Annotated in this window: 14 protein-coding genes and 1 tRNA gene; 9 read left to right on the top strand and 6 right to left on the bottom strand. The window is 66.3% G+C overall.

The genetic code is table 11. The annotated features are described in order from the left end of the window. Positions 1 to 127 precede the first annotated feature (127 nt). From ACLARN_RS01865 to rpmH, 5 genes are read right to left on the bottom strand one after another with little or no spacing between them, the layout of a single operon-like run. On the bottom strand, positions 128 to 685 hold the full coding sequence (locus ACLARN_RS01865) for a protein jag (protein ID WP_409489535.1): 558 nt from the start codon (positions 683 to 685) through the stop codon (positions 128 to 130). A 30-nt stretch (positions 686 to 715) separates the two neighbouring features. After that, on the bottom strand, positions 716 to 1,819 hold the full coding sequence (gene yidC / locus ACLARN_RS01860) for a membrane protein insertase YidC (RefSeq protein ID WP_409489534.1): 1,104 nt from the start codon (positions 1,817 to 1,819) through the stop codon (positions 716 to 718). A gap of 4 nt (positions 1,820 to 1,823) precedes the next feature. Continuing rightward, positions 1,824 to 2,129 (bottom strand): membrane protein insertion efficiency factor YidD, encoded by a 306-nt coding sequence (gene yidD, locus ACLARN_RS01855; RefSeq protein WP_409489533.1) that lies wholly within the window; start codon positions 2,127 to 2,129, stop codon positions 1,824 to 1,826. A 4-nt stretch (positions 2,130 to 2,133) separates the two neighbouring features. Then, positions 2,134 to 2,544, bottom strand: coding sequence for a ribonuclease P protein component (rnpA, locus tag ACLARN_RS01850; protein ID WP_409489532.1), 411 nt, complete (start codon positions 2,542 to 2,544; stop codon positions 2,134 to 2,136). 23 nt (positions 2,545 to 2,567) lie between these two features. Beyond that, complete coding sequence (gene rpmH / locus ACLARN_RS01845; protein WP_005154511.1) at positions 2,568 to 2,711, bottom strand: 50S ribosomal protein L34; 144 nt, start codon at positions 2,709 to 2,711, stop codon at positions 2,568 to 2,570. Between the two features lie 604 nt (positions 2,712 to 3,315). On the opposite strand from rpmH, the gene dnaA reads away from it, so the two are divergent. The 9 genes from dnaA (at position 3,316) to ACLARN_RS01800 (ending at position 15,618) form a co-directional block, all read left to right on the top strand. Then, positions 3,316 to 4,947, top strand: a complete 1,632-nt coding sequence (gene dnaA / locus ACLARN_RS01840) for a chromosomal replication initiator protein DnaA (protein WP_409489531.1) — start codon at positions 3,316 to 3,318, stop codon at positions 4,945 to 4,947. Between the two features lie 1,089 nt (positions 4,948 to 6,036). Then, positions 6,037 to 7,170, top strand: coding sequence for a DNA polymerase III subunit beta (dnaN, locus tag ACLARN_RS01835; RefSeq protein WP_076163862.1), 1,134 nt, complete (start codon positions 6,037 to 6,039; stop codon positions 7,168 to 7,170). A 37-nt stretch (positions 7,171 to 7,207) separates the two neighbouring features. Then, positions 7,208 to 8,098 carry a phosphogluconate dehydrogenase (NAD(+)-dependent, decarboxylating) gene (gnd, locus tag ACLARN_RS01830; protein ID WP_076163863.1) on the top strand — a complete coding sequence of 297 codons (891 nt, stop codon included), beginning with the start codon at positions 7,208 to 7,210 and terminating at the stop codon, positions 8,096 to 8,098. Between the two features lie 5 nt (positions 8,099 to 8,103). Continuing rightward, positions 8,104 to 9,258, top strand: a complete 1,155-nt coding sequence (recF, locus tag ACLARN_RS01825; RefSeq protein ID WP_409489530.1) for a DNA replication/repair protein RecF — start codon at positions 8,104 to 8,106, stop codon at positions 9,256 to 9,258. 175 nt (positions 9,259 to 9,433) lie between these two features. Beyond that, positions 9,434 to 10,024, top strand: a complete 591-nt coding sequence (locus ACLARN_RS01820; RefSeq protein WP_409489639.1) for a DciA family protein — start codon at positions 9,434 to 9,436, stop codon at positions 10,022 to 10,024. Positions 10,025 to 10,229: 205 nt separating this feature from the next. Further along, positions 10,230 to 12,197, top strand: coding sequence for a DNA topoisomerase (ATP-hydrolyzing) subunit B (gyrB, locus tag ACLARN_RS01815; RefSeq protein WP_409489529.1), 1,968 nt, complete (start codon positions 10,230 to 10,232; stop codon positions 12,195 to 12,197). Positions 12,198 to 12,248: 51 nt separating this feature from the next. Next, entirely contained in the window at positions 12,249 to 14,768 is a 2,520-nt protein-coding gene (gyrA, locus tag ACLARN_RS01810; RefSeq protein WP_409489528.1) for a DNA gyrase subunit A, read from the top strand. Between the two features lie 39 nt (positions 14,769 to 14,807). After that, positions 14,808 to 15,497 carry a DUF3566 domain-containing protein gene (locus ACLARN_RS01805; RefSeq protein WP_409489527.1) on the top strand — a complete coding sequence of 230 codons (690 nt, stop codon included), beginning with the start codon at positions 14,808 to 14,810 and terminating at the stop codon, positions 15,495 to 15,497. 47 nt (positions 15,498 to 15,544) lie between these two features. Continuing rightward, positions 15,545 to 15,618 (top strand) — tRNA-Ile (locus ACLARN_RS01800). A gap of 82 nt (positions 15,619 to 15,700) precedes the next feature. Here the strand turns inward: ACLARN_RS01800 and xerC are convergent. After that, positions 15,701 to 16,870 (bottom strand): tyrosine recombinase XerC, encoded by a 1,170-nt coding sequence (gene xerC, locus ACLARN_RS01795; protein ID WP_409489526.1) that lies wholly within the window; start codon positions 16,868 to 16,870, stop codon positions 15,701 to 15,703. Between the last annotated feature and the right edge of the window lie 7 nt (positions 16,871 to 16,877).

Below are 16,877 nucleotides of genomic sequence, written 5' to 3'. Positions count from 1 at the left end.
TGGACAACTCCACTCGCCTCGACGACGAGCCGCGCGTTTCACGTGAAACGCCACGCGTGTAATTCACCCCGCAAACGAAGAAGCGGCCCGCCGGATGACCGGCGGGCCGCTTCTCTCAAGAGAACTGTCAGGCGGGGAAGATGACGACCCGGCGCTTCGGGTCCTCGCCTTCGCTCTCGCTCTTGACCCCGTCGACGGCGGCGACGGCGTCGTGCACGACCTTCCGCTCGAACGGGCTCATCGGCTGGAGCCGGACACGCTCGCCGGAGGAGACCACCGTCTCGGCGGTCGAGCGGCCGAGCTCGCGAAGCTCTTCGCGACGGTCCGCGCGCCATCCGGCGATGTCCAGCATCAGACGGCTCCGCGAACCGGTCTCCTGCTGCACCGCCAGCCGCGTCAGCTCCTGCAGTGACTCGAGCACGGTGCCGCGCGGGCCGACGAGCTTCTCCAGATCCTCGCCACCGTCGATACTGACGATCGCGCGGCCCGCTTCGACATCGAGGTCGATGTCACCGTCGTAGTCCAGAAGGTCGAGCAGCCGCTCGAGGTAGTCGCCGGCGATGTCGCCCTCCTTCACGAGAACGTCGTCGTCGACACCTCCCTTGCCTTCGGTCTCCGCAGCCTCGTCCTCGACCTCGGACGCGCTGTTCTCTTCGGCGTCGATCGTGTCGATCGTGTCCGCCATTGTTGGTCTCCTCTCCAGGCCGGATCGGCGTCAGCGACGCTTCCGGCCCGATTTCTTGGTCGAGTCCGAGATGAGACCGGGCATGTCCGCGCCGTTCTCCTTCGAGCCGTTCGTCGACGGCTCGGCTGATGCGTTCTTGTCGTCCTTCTTCTCAGCGGCGGACGAACCGGTCTGGGCGAAGCCGTGGGGCGAACCCGCCTTCTTGACCTGACCGCCGGAGGACGACTTGTTCCTCTTCTGCTGGACCGGCTTCTGGCCGGGGCGCGGCGCGGTCGGCTTCTGACCCGGCTTCGGGCCGAGGTTCGCGCGCTTCTCCTTCTCGGCTTCCTTGCGGGCCTCTTCTTCCTTGTCGATCTTCGTGTAGACGAGGCGCTGCTGCATCAGGGTCCAGCCGTTGTTCGCGAGCCAGTACAGGAGCAGACCGAGCGGGAACAGCGCACCGAAGATGAGCACACCGATCGGGAAGACGTACATCGTCAGCTTGTTCATCATCGCGGTCTGCGGGGTCGCCGACTCGGGGTTCTGACGCTGGACCGAGTGGCGCGCGGTGAGGTGCGTCGCGATGCTGGCGACGATCATCAGGGGGATCGCGACGGGGGCGACGTGCCAGTGGAAGCCCGTCGCCGCGTTGCCGCCACTGACCATGTCGACACCGGTGTAGATGGCGTCGCCGAGGTTGACGCCGAAGATCTTGGCGTGGACGTAGGACTCGACGCCGGCCTGGTCGAAGAAGTAGTTCTCGGTCTTCGGTCCGCCGTACGGGTTGATGGTGAACATCCGCAGGACGTGGTTCAGACCGATGAAGACCGGGATCTGAAGCAGCATCGGCAGGCAGCTGCCCAGCGGGTTGACGCCGTGCTCCTTCTGGAGCTTCTGCATCTCCATCGCCTGGCGCTGCCGGTCGTTCGCGTACTTCTTCTGCACCTTCTTCATTTCCGGTGCGAAGTCCTGCATCTTCTTCATCGACCGGACCTGGTTCACGAACGGCTTGAACATGATGCCGCGGACGGTGAACGTCAGGAAGATGATCGCGAGGATCCAGGAGACCGCATTCGCCTCGCCGAACACGAGCCCGAAGACCTTGTGCCAACACCACAAGATGAAGGACACGGGGTAGTAGATGAAGTCGAGCACTGAGCTACTCCTCGATCGGTGTTTCAGGTCGGCGGTGGCGCCACGAGAACGTCTCGGGTACCGGGTCGCGGCCGGGCATGGTCCACGGGCCACAGCGCAGCAAGCGCCGGACCGCGAGATAGCTACCGCGGCCGGCGCCGTGCCGGGTCAGTGCCTCGACGGCGTACGCGCTACAGCTCGGGTAGAACCGGCACGCCGGAGGAAAGAAAGGAGAGATCGCCTTGCGATACAGCTTGACGGGCAGGAGCAGGACCCATGCCACCGGACCTGGTCGGCCTACGTCGGTGGTCTCGTTCTCGGTGGCTCGCATGCCGTTACACCGCTGATCCGTTGTCGGGGAGACGCGTCTGGCGGGACTTCCCGGTGACGGCGGAAGGCCCGGACAACCCGAGACGCCGCAACGACGCGTCGAGGTCCGAGCCGAGTTCCGCGCTGGACGCGTCCGCGGCCGGAGGTAGTGCCCGTATCACCAACGAGCTCCCCGGCGGCAGTGTTCCGATCCTGGCGGAAATGAGATGCCTCAACCGGCGGGTGACCCGGTGGCGGACCACAGAGTTGCCCACGGCCTTGCTCACCACAAAACCCGCCCGTGCCGCTTCGGCGGCATCGGGCGGGTCCGTGGTCAACGCATGGACGACGAGGCGGCGCCTGCCTGCCTTGGCCCCACGCCGCATCACGGCACGGAAATCCTCACTGCGCCGCAACCTCGCGGCGGCCGGCAGCACGACGTCCCTCGACGGCGGCCGGATCAGGCGGACAGTGCGCCGCGGCCCTTGCGACGGCGAGCCGCCAGGATGGCCCGGCCGGCGCGGGTCCGCATCCGAAGCCGGAACCCGTGGACCCGGGCGCGTCGGCGGTTGTTCGGCTGGAAGGTGCGCTTACCCTTGCTCACGACTTACTTCTCCTGTTTCATCGGCCGCCGGGAGCGGTTCGACCCGTTCCTGGCGTGTCGTGCTGACGCACGGCAGTCTGTGGTGTCTCCTACCAACGTGTGGCCTCGTCACGTCGAGCGACGACAACGTGGGCACGCGAAACGCCCCCGCTGTATACGGGAGACCTTACGAGGGTACGCACCCACCGCCCGGGTCTGGCAGGCACCCCCTCGACCACTGACCGCGACGGGCCGTGGAGAGTGATCACCGCGACGCGCGGGCATCGAATGGCAACACGCCGTACACCGTGAAATGCTTGCGCGCGAGGATGCCTTGTGGCAACGGGCGGGGCTTGTTAGCGTGCCTCTCCCGGGTTTTCACCGAGGTGGAACGGTGTAGACGCCCGGGCGTCCTCGGGATGTGGAGGCGTCCCGCCGACCTACGTCGATCCCGCAGGTGACGTCGCCGCGGGCCGCCGTACATTAGTGCACAGCTGTGGACAACTATGTGGATATTTGCTGTGCGCATGAGCTGATCGGGCCATGATGGCGCCCGACCCGGTGTTTCGGAGCGCGGTGTTCCCGGATGTTCGCACGCACCGATGAGGGGAGGGGAGTCAGGCAGGTGTCCGATCACCAGCACAATCTTGGCGTCATCTGGGAACAGGTCGTGCGCGAGCTGTCCGATGGCACCCTCTCCCCGCAGCAGCGCGCCTGGATGCGGGTGACCCGGCCGATCGGCCTGCTCGACGGCACCGCGCTGCTAGCCGCCCCCAGTGACTTCGCCAAAGAAGCGATCGAGCGCGCTCTTCGCGGCGCGATCACCGAAGCCCTTTCGCGACGGCTCGGCCGCGCGGTCTCCCTCGCGGTGAAGGTCGACAGCACCGAGACGCACACCTCGATGCCTCCCTCTTCGCCAGGCCCCCGCTATGAGGCGTCACCCGGCCGGGTGGAAAACGGTTCCGGCGCGATGCCCGGTACACCTCCGCTGCCCGACGGTGACGGCATGCTGTCGCCGAACAGGCCCCGGCCCGAGCCCCCGAAGCCGAGGCCGCCCCGGCAGCAGCCGGTGGACAACAGCCTCAACGACGGCGACGACAGCGATGAAGAGGTCGACGAAGAGGGTGAGGCCCTCGCCGCCGTGACCGAGATCTGGCCGACGTTCTCCGGCCAGCCGATCGCGGGCCAGCCCTACACCGCGCCAGCGCAGCCGCAAACGTCGAAGACGAAGCTCAACGAGAAGTACACGTTCGACACCTTCGTGATCGGTGCTTCGAACCGCTTCGCGCACGCGGCCGCGGTCGCGGTCGCCGAAGCACCGGCGCGCGCGTACAACCCGCTGTTCATCTGGGGAGAGTCCGGACTCGGGAAGACCCACCTGCTGCACGCGGTCGGGCACTACGCCCAGCGGCTGTTCCCCGGGATGCGCGTGCGCTACGTGTCGACCGAAGAGTTCACGAACGACTTCATCAACTCGCTGCGAGACGACCGCAAGGTCGCGTTCCAACGCCGCTACCGCGACGTCGATATCCTGCTCGTCGACGACATCCAGTTCCTGGAAGGCAAAGAAGGTACGCAGGAAGAGTTCTTCCACACCTTCAACACCCTCCACAACACGAACAAGCAGATCGTCGTCTCCTCCGACCGCCCGCCGAAGCGCCTCGAAACGCTGGAAGACCGGCTGCGCACGCGGTTCGAGTGGGGCCTCATCACCGACATCCAGCCGCCCGAACTCGAAACGCGTATCGCGATCCTTCGCAAGAAGGCCGCGCAGGACAGGCTCGCGGTACCGAACGAGGTGCTGGAGTTCATCGCCTCGCGCGTCGAGGCGAACATCCGGGAACTCGAAGGCGCGCTCATCCGCGTCACCGCCTTCGCGTCACTGAACCAGCAACCGGTCGACGTCGCTCTCGCCGAGATCGTGCTCCGCGACCTCATCCCGGATTCGCACGCGCCGGAGATCACCGCGCCGACCATCATGGGCGTCACGTCCGAGTTCTTCGACGTGACTCTCGACGACCTCTGCGGGCCGGGTAAGACGAAGGCGCTCGCGACCGCGCGTCAGATCGCGATGTACCTCTGCCGCGAACTGACGGACATGTCGCTGCCGAAGATCGGCCAGACCTTCGGCGGCCGCGACCACACGACGGTCATGCACGCGGACAAGAAGATCCGCAAGGAGATGGCCGAACGACGGCGCATCTACGACCAGGTACAGGAGCTGACGTCGCGCATCAAACAGCGCGCCAGGCAGTAATTTTTGATCGAGCGCTGACGGAAACGTGCCGAAGGGGCGCCGGGCCGCTTACAACTCAGGTTGGGAGCGGAGGGCGCCCCTTCATCACGTTTCCGTGGGCCTTCGGCCCGAAAGAGGGCGCTCGACGGGTGAAGTCTCCGTCGGGCGCGGGGCGCCCTTGGGGAGACCGTAGTGGCCGCGAAATAGTAAGTCCTTAGCACACAAGGGGTTTTGGGGCTCTCACCGTCTGGGTGGGAGCCCCTTCGTCGTGTCCACATAGGCCCGAAGGGCGCGTAGAGCCGCGAAGAGTGGGTACCTCGGAGATATGGCCGAAGCGCGCGAAGGGGGCGAAGCGCGTGTAGGTGCGCTTCGCATTTTTCCTTGTGCACAAAGGAAATCCACACCCTGTGGGCAGCTTGTGCACAACTCTCGCGGGCGGGAGACCAGCGGCGATCGAGTTTCCGTCCACATCGCACTCACAGGGAATCCACAGCATTTCCACACCTTGATCCACATGCTGTCCCCAGGTTGCCCACATCTTGTGCACAAGGGTGAACGGTGCTGCTCGAGTCACTCTCCCGAGCGATTCCGGTCACGAACCGGGTCCACAAGCCTGGGTACAAACCGCCCCACATCTGGGGATAACCATGGGGACAACTGGGGCCGAATGTGGACAGATCGAGCGCGGCCGGAAACCATCCACCGACGGCCCGAGCTGTCCACCGTCCGTACACACCCGGAGTCCACAGGCTCGGAGCCGCCCGGACCTGCGCGAACGAGCCTTGTCCACACAATCCACAACGCCTATTACTACTGCTGTTCTTAGTTCTTCTTAAGAAGTGAATAAAACAAAAACAGGCGAAGGACGAATCTGGGGACAGCCGGTCAACCGTGTCGTCTTGTCGACAAAAGCAAGGGGAGGCCGAGGTGACGTGGACCCCGGGGACGGCCTAACGTGGGTCCCTGCACCTGGTCTGCGTGTCGACGTGCGTTCGCGTCCTCGCTCGGACCGAACGAACCTGCGAGGCACCTGGCCATCGCGCTCTCCGGCCGCGGTGACCCGTTGAGCTTTCGAGCCGTCAGGGGCTCGGCTGTCGAAAGGAAGCGCGCATGAAGATCCGCGTCGAGCGTGACGGGCTGGCCGACGCCGTCGCGTGGGTGGCGAGAAGCCTCCCGTCGCGGCCTCCGGTCCCGGTTCTGGGCGGTGTCCTGCTCGATGCGGGATCCGACGGGACGACGGACGCACTCACCGTCTCCGGATTCGACTACGAGGTCTCCGCCACGGTCGGTGTCCCGGCCACGATCGCCGACGGCGGCCGCCTCCTGGTCTCCGGCCGCCTCCTCGCCGACATCACCAAGTCGCTGCCCGCACAGCCGGTCGAGATCTCCGTCGACGGTGCCCGCGCGACCATCACCTGCGGCTCCGCGCGTTTCTCCCTGCCGACCATGCCGGTCGAGGACTACCCGCAGCTCCCGTCCCAGCCCGCCTTCGCCGGTGAACTCACCGGCGACGCCTTCGGTCAGGCCGTCACCCAGGTCGTCGTCGCCGCGGGCAAGGACGACACGCTCCCGATGCTGACCGGGATGCGGCTGGAGATCTCCGGGTCCTCGCTGACCCTGGTCGCCACCGACCGCTTCCGGCTCGCGATGCGCGAGTTCACCTGGGAGCCCGCCGAGGGACTGTCCGACGCCGCGGTGCTCGTCCCGGCGCGCACGCTCGCCGAGGCCGCGAAGACGCTCGGTGCCAGTGGCGCGAAGATCCGTCTCGCGCTCGCCAGCGGTGAGGGCCTCCTCGGCCTCTCCGGCTCCGGTCGCTACACGACGACCCGTCTGCTCGACGCGGAGTTCCCGCCGTACCGGCAGCTGCTGCCCGCGCAGCACACGTCGCGCGCGGTCATCGAGGTTTCCGCGCTCGCCGAGTCGATCAAGCGTGTTTCGCTGGTCGCCGAACGTGGCACCCAGGTCCGTCTGGAGTTCAAGGACGGGTCGCTGCGGCTGTCCGCCGGTGGCGACGACGAGGGTTCGGCCGAAGAAGAGCTTCAGGTCGACTACGAGGGTGAGCCGGTGACCATCGCGTTCAACCCGGGTTACCTCGTCGACGGTCTCGGCGCGCTGAACGCGAACCGTGCCGAGCTGACGTTCACCACGCCGAACCGGCCGGCGCTGATCAAGCCCGCCGACGAAGAGGGCAACGTCGTCCCCGGCTACCTGTACCTCCTGATGCCGGTTCGCCTCCCGGGCTGACCGGCCGTCATTTCTGTTCGCACCAAAGGGGATCTTCATGGCTCAGCTGGGACTCATCGGCCTCGGTAAAATGGGGTTCAACATGCGTGAGCGGCTGCGCGGCGCCGGTCACGAGGTGGTCGGCTACGACCGCAACCCGGACGTCACCGACTCCACGTCGCTCGAGGACATGGTGTCCAAACTGGACGGTCCGCGGATCGTCTGGATCATGGTGCCCGCCGGGGAACCCACCAGGCAGACCGTCGCGGAGCTCGGCAATCTGCTGTCCGAGGGCGACCTCGTGATCGACGGCGGCAACTCGAAGTACACCGACGACAAGATCAACGGTGACCTGCTCGCGGCGAAGAAGATCGGCTACCTCGACTGCGGGGTTTCCGGTGGCGTGTGGGGCAAGGACAACGGCTACGGCCTGATGGTCGGCGGAGCGGCTTCGGACGTCGAGAAGGCCATGCCGATCTTCGACGCGCTTCGTCCCGAGGGCCCGCGCGAAGAAGGCTTCTCGCACGCCGGCGCCGTCGGTTCCGGTCACTACGCGAAGATGATTCACAACGGCATCGAGTACGGCATGATGCAGGCCTTCGCCGAAGGCTTCGAGCTGCTCGAAGCCGCGAAGGTCGTCGAGAACGTTCCCGCGGTGATCAAGGGCTGGCAGCGGGGGACCGTCGTCCGCTCGTGGCTGCTCGACCTGCTCGTCCGCGCGCTCGACGAAGACCCGGAGCTGGACGACCTCGAAGGTTACGTCGAGGATTCCGGTGAAGGCCGGTGGACCCTCGAAGAGGCGATCAACAACGCGGTCCCGGCGCCGGTCATCTCGGCCGCGCTGTTCGCGCGGTTCGCCTCGCGCCAGGAGGACTCGGCCGCCATGCGTGCCGTCGCCGCGCTGCGCAACCAGTTCGGCGGGCACTCCGTCAAGAAGGTCGGCGGCTAGGCAGGTTGTACCTCAGACATCTCCAGGTCACCGACTTCCGGTCCTGGCCACAAGCCGATCTCGCGCTCGAACCCGGCCCGACCGTCCTCGTCGGACAGAACGGCCGCGGCAAGACGAACCTCCTCGAGGCGATCGGCTACATCGCGACCCTGGGTTCGCATCGCGTCGCGACCGACGCGCCGTTGGTGCGGCACGGGTGCGAACGCGCGCTGATCAGGGTCGCGGTGGTCAACGACGACCGCGAACTGACGATCGAGCTGGAGATCACCCCCGGCAAGGCAAACCGCGCGCGGATCAACCGCGGCGCGGTCGGCAAGCCCCGTGACGTACTCGGGATCCTGCGTACGGTGCTGTTCTCCCCGGAGGACCTGGCGCTCGTGCGCGGGGATCCCGGGGAGCGCCGCCGCTTCATGGACGAACTCCTCGTGCTTCGCGCGCCTCGGTACGCCGGGGTCCGCGCCGACTACGAGAAGGTGCTGAAGCAGCGGAACGCCCTGCTCAAGACGGCGGGCAAGCGGCGTACGGGTCGCGAAGACCCGTACGCGTTGTCGACGCTCGACGTCTGGGACGACCACCTTTCGGTGGCGGGGGCGGCGCTGCTGGCGGCCCGGCTCAACCTCATCGCGGACCTCGCGCCGTACACGGCCGCCGCGTACATGGGGGTCGCGCCCGATTCGAGACCGGCGAAGATCGCTTACAAATCGAGCCTGGGTGAAGCGATGCCGGAGGGCTACGGCGTCCCGGACGGTCCTCGCGCCGACGAAGCGGTGCTCAAGGAAGTGCTGGTCGAGGCGATGGGCCGGTCCCGGAACCTCGAACTGGAGCGCGGGGTGAGCATGGTCGGCCCGCACCGGGACGAGCTCGACCTCATCCTCGGCGAAGCACCGGCCAAGGGCTACGCGAGCCATGGGGAGTCCTGGTCGTTCGCGCTCGCATTGCGTCTGGGAAGCTACGAGCTCCTGCGTGGCGAGGCCGGGGAACCGGTGCTTCTCCTGGATGATGTGTTCGCCGAGCTGGACCGGCGTCGCCGGGCCCGGCTGGCGGAGGTGGCGGCAGGCGCCGAGCAGGTGCTGGTGACCGCCGCCGTGGACGAGGACGTACCCGCCGAACTGGCCGGGCACCGGTTCCTCGTGGCCGATGGTGAGATCAACCGAGGGTGATCCCGTGAAGCGGACACCCCGGGTGATCGGCGCCACAGCAGTTGCCCACCGATCTGGGGACAAACCTGTGGACAGTGTGGATAACACCGTGAACGCGTTATCGCCCCGCGTGACCAAGGGGCCTGAAAAGCGGCTTGACACCCCCCGTAAGGGCGGTAACCCGAGTGAGGGAGGCCTGTTCGACACGCAGAGTGAACAGGCCCCGGTATCGAACGGCGCAACCGATACCAACGGCAAGGAACCGACTACCGGCCGTGACCTCGCGCATGTCGCTTTAGAGGCCGCGAAGGCCAAAGCCAAGGCGCGCGGCGTCGAACCGGGCGTCCGCCGTGGCCGTATCACCGGCGGCGGGGGCGGTGCGAACGGGCAGAGCCCGCGACGTCGTCGCTGGTCAGGGCCGGGTGCCGACACCCGCGACCCGCAACCGCTCGGCAGGCTCGCCTCCCGGATCGCGGTCGACCGCGGCTGGAATACGCGGTTGGCCAACGGTCAGGTCTTCGGCCACTGGGCCCGACTTGTGGGTGAAGAGGTCGCCGAACACGCCCAGCCGGTGGCCTTGAAGGACGGCGAGCTGACCGTGCGCGCCAGCTCGACGGCGTGGGCGACGCAGCTGCGCCTGCTTCAAGGGCAGCTGCTGACGAAGATCGCGGCCGGCGTCGGGCACGGCGTGGTGAAGAGGATGCGGATCCAGGGGCCGACGGCGCCGAGCTGGCGGAAAGGGCCGCGGCACGTCCCGGGACGTGGTCCGCGTGACACGTACGGCTGATCCGAGTTGCGCTTCGCCGCGACTGTGCCACCAGCGCCCCGAGAACGCGCTCAGAGCGCTTCGCGAACGTCAAGACTCTTCTTCGAACGAATTAGCGCGCCTGTGAGCAAATCAGGGGTGTCCTTGCCGCATGTCAGCGGACGCGGCCAAGTACACTGGAGACGAGCGAGCTTCCGCTCGGGGTAGACGAGGAGAATCAACGCCTGTGACCGAGAACAAGAGCGAGTACAACGCGTCGTCGATCACGGTGCTCGAAGGCCTCGAAGCAGTCCGCAAGCGTCCCGGTATGTACATCGGTTCCACCGGAGAACGCGGCCTCCACCACCTCGTGCAAGAGGTGGTCGACAACTCAGTCGACGAGGCGATGGCGGGTCATGCCACCAAGGTCGAGGTTACCCTGCTGGCCGACGGCGGGGTGCGGGTCGTCGACGACGGCCGGGGCATCCCGGTCGACATGCACCCCAAGGAGAAGAAGCCGACCCTCGAGGTCGTGCTCACCGTGCTCCACGCGGGTGGCAAGTTCGACAGCGACTCCTACGCGGTCTCCGGTGGCCTGCACGGCGTCGGCGTCTCCGTGGTGAACGCGCTGTCGAAGACGCTGCTCGCCGAGGTCAAGTACGGCGGCCGCAGCTGGCGCCAGGAGTACACGAACCAGCTTCCCGGTGAGCTGGAGGACCTCGGCCCGGCCGACGAGACCGGCACCACGATCACCTTCTGGGCCGACGGCGACATCTTCGAGACCACGACGTACAACTTCGAGACGATCTCCCGGCGGCTGCAGGAGATGGCCTTCCTCAACAAGGGCCTGACCCTTTCGCTGCGCGACGAGCGCGTCGCCGACGAAGAGCTCGAAGAGGACGCATCCGGTCAGGCGGCGCGGGTCAAGGAGAAGACCTACTGCTACCCGGGCGGTCTCGAGGACTTCGTCAAGCACATCAACGGCAGCAAGGATCCGATCCACACCAGCGTGATCTCCTTCGAGGCCAAGGGCACCGGCCTCGAGGTCGAGGTCGCCATGCAGTGGAACAACGGCTTCACGCCGTCGGTGTACACCTTCGCCAACACGATCAACACGCACGAGGGCGGAACACACGAAGAAGGCTTCCGCGCCGCGCTCACCCGCGTCGTCAACGCGTACGCGCGCGAAAAGAAGCTGCTCAAGGAAAAGGACGCCAACCTGACCGGTGACGACGTGCGCGAGGGTCTCGCCGCGATCGTCTCGATCAAGCTGTCCGAGCCGCAGTTCGAAGGCCAGACCAAGACCAAGCTGGGCAACAGCGAGGCGAAGACGTTCGTGCAGCAGACGTCGAACGAATGGCTGGCCGACTGGTTCGAGCGCAATCCCACCGAGGCGAAGACGATCATCAACAAGTCGATCTCCTCGTCGCAGGCGCGGATGGCCGCCCGCAAGGCGCGCGACCTGGTCCGCCGCAAGGGTGCGCTGGAGATCGGCGGGCTGCCCGGCAAGCTCAAGGACTGCCGGTCGACCAATCCGTCGGAATGCGAGCTCTACATCGTCGAGGGTGACTCGGCCGGTGGTTCGGCCAAGGAAGGCCGCGACTCGATGTACCAGGCGATCCTGCCGATCCGAGGCAAGATCATCAACGTCGAGAAGGCCCGTATCGACCGCGTCCTCAAGAACACCGAAGTCCAGTCACTGATCACCGCGCTCGGCACCGGTATCCACGAAGAGTTCGACCTCGAGAAGCTGCGCTACCACAAGATCGTGCTGATGGCCGACGCCGACGTCGACGGCCAGCACATCACCACGCTGCTGCTCACCTTCCTGTTCCGGTTCATGCCCCCGCTGATCGAGCACGGGCACGTGTTCCTCTCGCGGCCGCCGCTGTACAAGATCAAGTGGCCGCGTGCCGATCCCGAGTACGCCTACTCCGACCGGGAACGCGACGCCGTCATCCAGGCCGGTGTCGAGGGGGGCAAGCGTCTCCCCAAGGACGACGCGATCCAGCGCTACAAGGGTCTCGGCGAGATGAACGCCGAAGAGCTGTGGGAGACCACGATGGACCCGGCGAACCGGCTGCTCGGCCAGGTCACCCTTGACGACGCCGCGCAGGCCGACGACCTGTTCTCCGTACTGATGGGCGAGGACGTCGAAGCGCGCCGCTCCTTCATCACGCGCAACGCCAAGGACGTTCGCTTCCTCGACGTGTAGTCACGTCCCGTTTCTCTGTCCCACCAGGACTGCCCTCACGAGAAGGACCTCATGACGGAAACCTTGCCGCCTGCTCCGGACCACGACCGGATCGAACCGGTCGACATCCAGCAGGAGATGCAGCGCTCCTACATCGACTACGCGATGAGCGTCATCGTGTCGCGGGCATTGCCGGACGTGCGAGACGGCCTCAAGCCGGTGCACCGCCGCGTGCTGTACTCGATGTTCGACTCCGGCTTCCGCCCCGACCGCGGGTACAACAAGTGCTCCCGCGTCGTCGGCGACGTGATGGGCAACTACCACCCGCACGGTGACTCCGCGATCTACGACGCGCTGGTGCGGCTCGCCCAGCCGTGGTCGCTGCGGTACCCGCTCATCGACGGGCAGGGCAACTTCGGCTCGCCGGGCAACGACCCCGCGGCGGCCATGCGGTACACGGAATCCCGGCTCGCGCATCTCGCGATGCACATGCTGCAGGACATCGAAGAAGACACCGTCGACTTCTCCGACAACTACGACGGCCGCACCCAGGAGCCCGACGTCCTGCCGTCGCGGTTCCCCAACCTGCTGGTCAACGGTGGTTCCGGGATCGCGGTCGGGATGGCGACGAACATCCCGCCGCACAACCTGCGCGAGGTGGCCGACGGCGTCAAATGGGCGCTGGAGAACTTCGAGGCGAGCGACGACGAGCTGCTCGCCGCGCTGCTGGTCCGGATCAAGGGCCCGGACTTCCCGACCAAGGCGATGATCCTCGGCAACTCCGGCATCGAGGACGCGTACCGCACCGGCCGCGGCTCCGTGCGCATGCGCGCGGTCGTCGAGGTCGAAGAGGACGCCAAGGGCCGCACGATCCTGGTCGTGTCCGAGCTGCCGTTCCAGGTCAACCCGGACAACCTGGTCGAGAACATCGCGAACCTGGTCCGCGACGGCAAGCTCACCGGCATCTCCGACATCGCCGACGAGTCCAACAGCCGCAGCGGGATGCGGATCGTCGTCACGATCAAACGTGACGCGGTCGCGAAGGTCGTGCTGAACAACCTGTACAAGCACACCCAGCTTCAGCAGAACTTCGGTGTCAACATGCTGGCCCTTGTCGACGGCGTGCCCCGCACGCTGCGCCTGGACCAGATGATCCGGCACTACGTGAAGCACCAGATCGAGGTCATCGTCCGCCGGACCCGCTTCCGGTTGCGCAAGGCCGAAGAGCGCGCCCACATCCTGCGTGGTCTGGTCAAGGCGCTGGACATGCTCGACGAGGTCATCGCCCTGATCCGGCGCTCGCCCTCGGCCGAAGAGGCCCGGCCCGCGCTGATGAGCCTGCTCGACGTCGACGAGATCCAGGCGACCGCGATCCTCGACATGCAGCTCCGCCGCCTCGCGGCACTGGAGCGGCAGCGGATCGTCGACACACTGGCCGAGATCGAACTCGAGATCGCCGACCTGAAGGATATCCTCGAAAAGCCCGAGCGGCAGCGCTCGATCATCGCCGAGGAACTGCAGGAGATCGTCGACAAGTACGGCGACGACCGGCGCACCAAGATCATCCCGTTCGACGGCGAGGTCTCGGTCGAAGACCTCATCGCCGTCGAGGACGTCGTCGTCACGATCACCCGCACGGGTTACGCCAAGCGAACGAAAACCGATCTGTACCGATCGCAGAAACGTGGCGGCAAGGGCGTGCAGGGCGCGACCCTGAAACAGGACGACATCGTCCAGCACTTCTTCGTCTGCTCAACGCACGACTGGATCTTGTTCTTCACGAACAAGGGCCGCGTCTACCGGGCCAAGGCCTACGACCTGCCCGAGGCCAACCGCAACGCGCGCGGCCAGCACGTCGCGAACCTGCTCGCGTTCCAGCCGGACGAGAAGATCGCCCAGATCATCGAGATCCCGAACTACGAGATCTCGCCGTACCTGGTGCTCGCGACCCGGCGTGGCCTGGTGAAGAAGACCAAGCTCACCGACTTCGACTCCAACCGCGCCGGCGGCCTCATCGCCGTCAACCTCCGCGAAGGAGACGAACTGGTCGGGGCCGTGCTCGCCGCAGCCGAAGACGACCTGCTGCTGGTGTCCGCGGAAGGCCAGTCCATCCGCTTCCACGCCACCGACGAGGCGCTGCGCCCGATGGGCCGCGCGACGTCCGGTGTGCTGGGCATGCGGTTCAACGACGGTGACGAACTGCTCGGCATCAACGTCGTCCAGCCGGACAAGTTCCTTCTGGTCGCCACCGGCGGCGGCTACGCCAAGCGCACCCCGACCGACGACTATCCGGTCCAGGGCCGCGGTGGCAAGGGTGTGCTCACCATTCAGTACGACCGGAAACGTGGCAGGCTGGTGGGCGCGGTCATCGTCGACGCCGAAGACGAGCTTTACGCGATCACCTCCAGTGGCGGGGTGATCCGGACTTCGGCCGGAGAGGTGCGCAAGGCCGGCAGGCAGACGAAGGGAGTGCGGCTGATGAATCTCGACGAAGGAACCACTCTTCTCGCGGTCGCACGCAACGCGGACGAGCCCTCAGACGTCGCCACTGCAGGTAGTACTGAAGGAGAAGAAACCCCGGCGTCGGAGTAGTAGGCGACGCCCCACGTACTGGGTAAGGACTGACACCTCGTGACACCATCCGAGAAGCCCGAAGCAGGCGGCGCGCAGGCGGGTTCGTCGAGCCCGCCCTGGCAGCGCGACAGCGGTGCGGGGGAGGCCGACGGCGCCAGTGAGCAGACGGTCTCGGTGTCTTCGGTCGCCACCGAGGACGTGGCCCACTCGGAACCGAAGCAGGACGCGACAACAGTGACCGATTACCACGGGGTCAGCGGCACGGCCGCGAAGAGGCTCTTCGGCGACAGCGGAGAGGGCGACCAGCCCGCCCCCTCCGCCATCCCGTCGGCCTCCCGCACTCGGGCCGCTCCCACCGCGCTCCGCCGCCCCGGCCGCGGACCGCGTCGCGCCAGCCTGCAGATCAAACGCTTCGACCCGTGGTCGGTGCTGAAACTGTCCCTCGTCCTCGGCGTCGCGCTGTTCTTCGTGTGGCTCGTCGCCGTCGGCGTCCTGTACACCGTCCTCGACGGCATGGGCGTGTGGGACAAACTCAACGGGACCTACTCGTCGCTCGTCGGCGGGGAAGGTGCCGACGCACCGGCCGACCCGTTGATCAGCGCGGGCCGCGTCTTCGGGATCGCGGCCATCCTCGGCGCCATCAACATCGTGCTGATCTCGGCCCTCGCCACGGTCAGCGCGTTCATCTACAACGTCTCCGCGGACCTCGCCGGAGGCCTGGAAGTGACCCTTTCCGAACGAGAGTGACCCGGTTGCAGGACGTCGAAAGGCGTCCTGTAATCTTCTCCTCGTTCGGGCCCATAGCTCAGGCGGTTAGAGCGCTTCGCTGATAACGAAGAGGTCCCAGGTTCAAGTCCTGGTGGGCCCACCCAGGGAAAGGCCGGTTTGCGAGTGATGCAAACCGGCCCTTTTGCTACCTGGGTGACTAAGTGAGCGACTATTCGTTCTGATCAGCCTGCGAGCGGTCGCCGGACGATTCGGCCCTCGCTGTCCGACGTGGTGCTCATCACCGGCTGAGGCATGTCCGGGGTCCAGCCAATCGGCTCGCCGAAGATCTCGTCCATGGCTTTCGCTCCCTCTTGAATTATCGGCCGTAGCTGATGGCGATAGACCAACTCAGTCACTGCCGTTCCGTTGTGGCCCATGAGTTGAGAGATCTGCTCAATCGGCATCCCGCTATCGGAGAGCAGTGACGCGAAGCTGTGACGAAGCTCGCGCGGCGTCCACTCGTTCGGATTGAGCCCGGCTTTGGCACAGACCTTCCGGAAGCCGCGCCGGACGTTTGCCGCATCCAGCTCCGTGCCGACGTCCGACGCGAACACCAATTCGTTCTCCTGCCATCGATCGCCCGCGACACGTCGCGCGAAGTCCTGCTTCGCACGCTGGGCCCGTAGCGCTTCGACGCACCGCTGAGGCAGCGCAAGCGAGCGACGTGACTTCTTGGTCTTCGTATCGCCACCCACCCGCACGGAACGCCAAACCATGATGTGCGGCGGAATCGGTGGTGTCGCGTCCGGTTTGCCGACAAGGTCAGCACGAGTCCACTTGAGCGGTCGTAACTCTTCGGTCCGCGCGCCGATCAGCAGAGACAACGTGATGTAGGCGCGCAATTGGGTCCGCTCAGCGGCCTTAAGGAGCGCTTCGGCCTGCTCGAACGTGAGCGACTTCGACGGCCTCCCCTCCTTCCCCTCAGGGATCTCGCAGAGCAGTACGACGTTTCGCCTCACCTTGTCCCGCTTCTGGGCTCGTGCCACTGCCCGCCGAAGGATCGAGTGCAGATCCCGAAGAGTCCGGGTCGAGAGGATCTTCGCCTTCCTCTCTAACCACTTGTCAACGTCATCGGCATTCAGTTCGACGAGAGGGCGCGCTCCGACATCGGGGATGATGTGGCCGTTCGCGAGGATGGTCAGCTTTTCGATTGTCGAGGCGGACCGTCGAGGCAAGCCGTAAGCCAGGAAGTCGCGGACAGCCTGCGCGACCTTGTACGCCCGGTCTTCCGAGGGCAAGCCGTCGTCAAGGTCCCGAACCAACGCCTTCAGCTTCTGCTGTGCTTCGGTCTTGGTCTTGCCGCTCGCCTTGCGCGTGATTCGCTTACCTGCCGGGGTGTAGCCCGTGGTCACCGTGGCG

Origin of the sequence: Amycolatopsis sp. cmx-11-12, assembly GCF_046269425.1 — a bacterium.
Classification (GTDB): Bacteria; Actinomycetota; Actinomycetes; order Mycobacteriales; family Pseudonocardiaceae; genus Amycolatopsis.
This window is presented reverse-complemented; position numbering and strand designations above follow the sequence as displayed.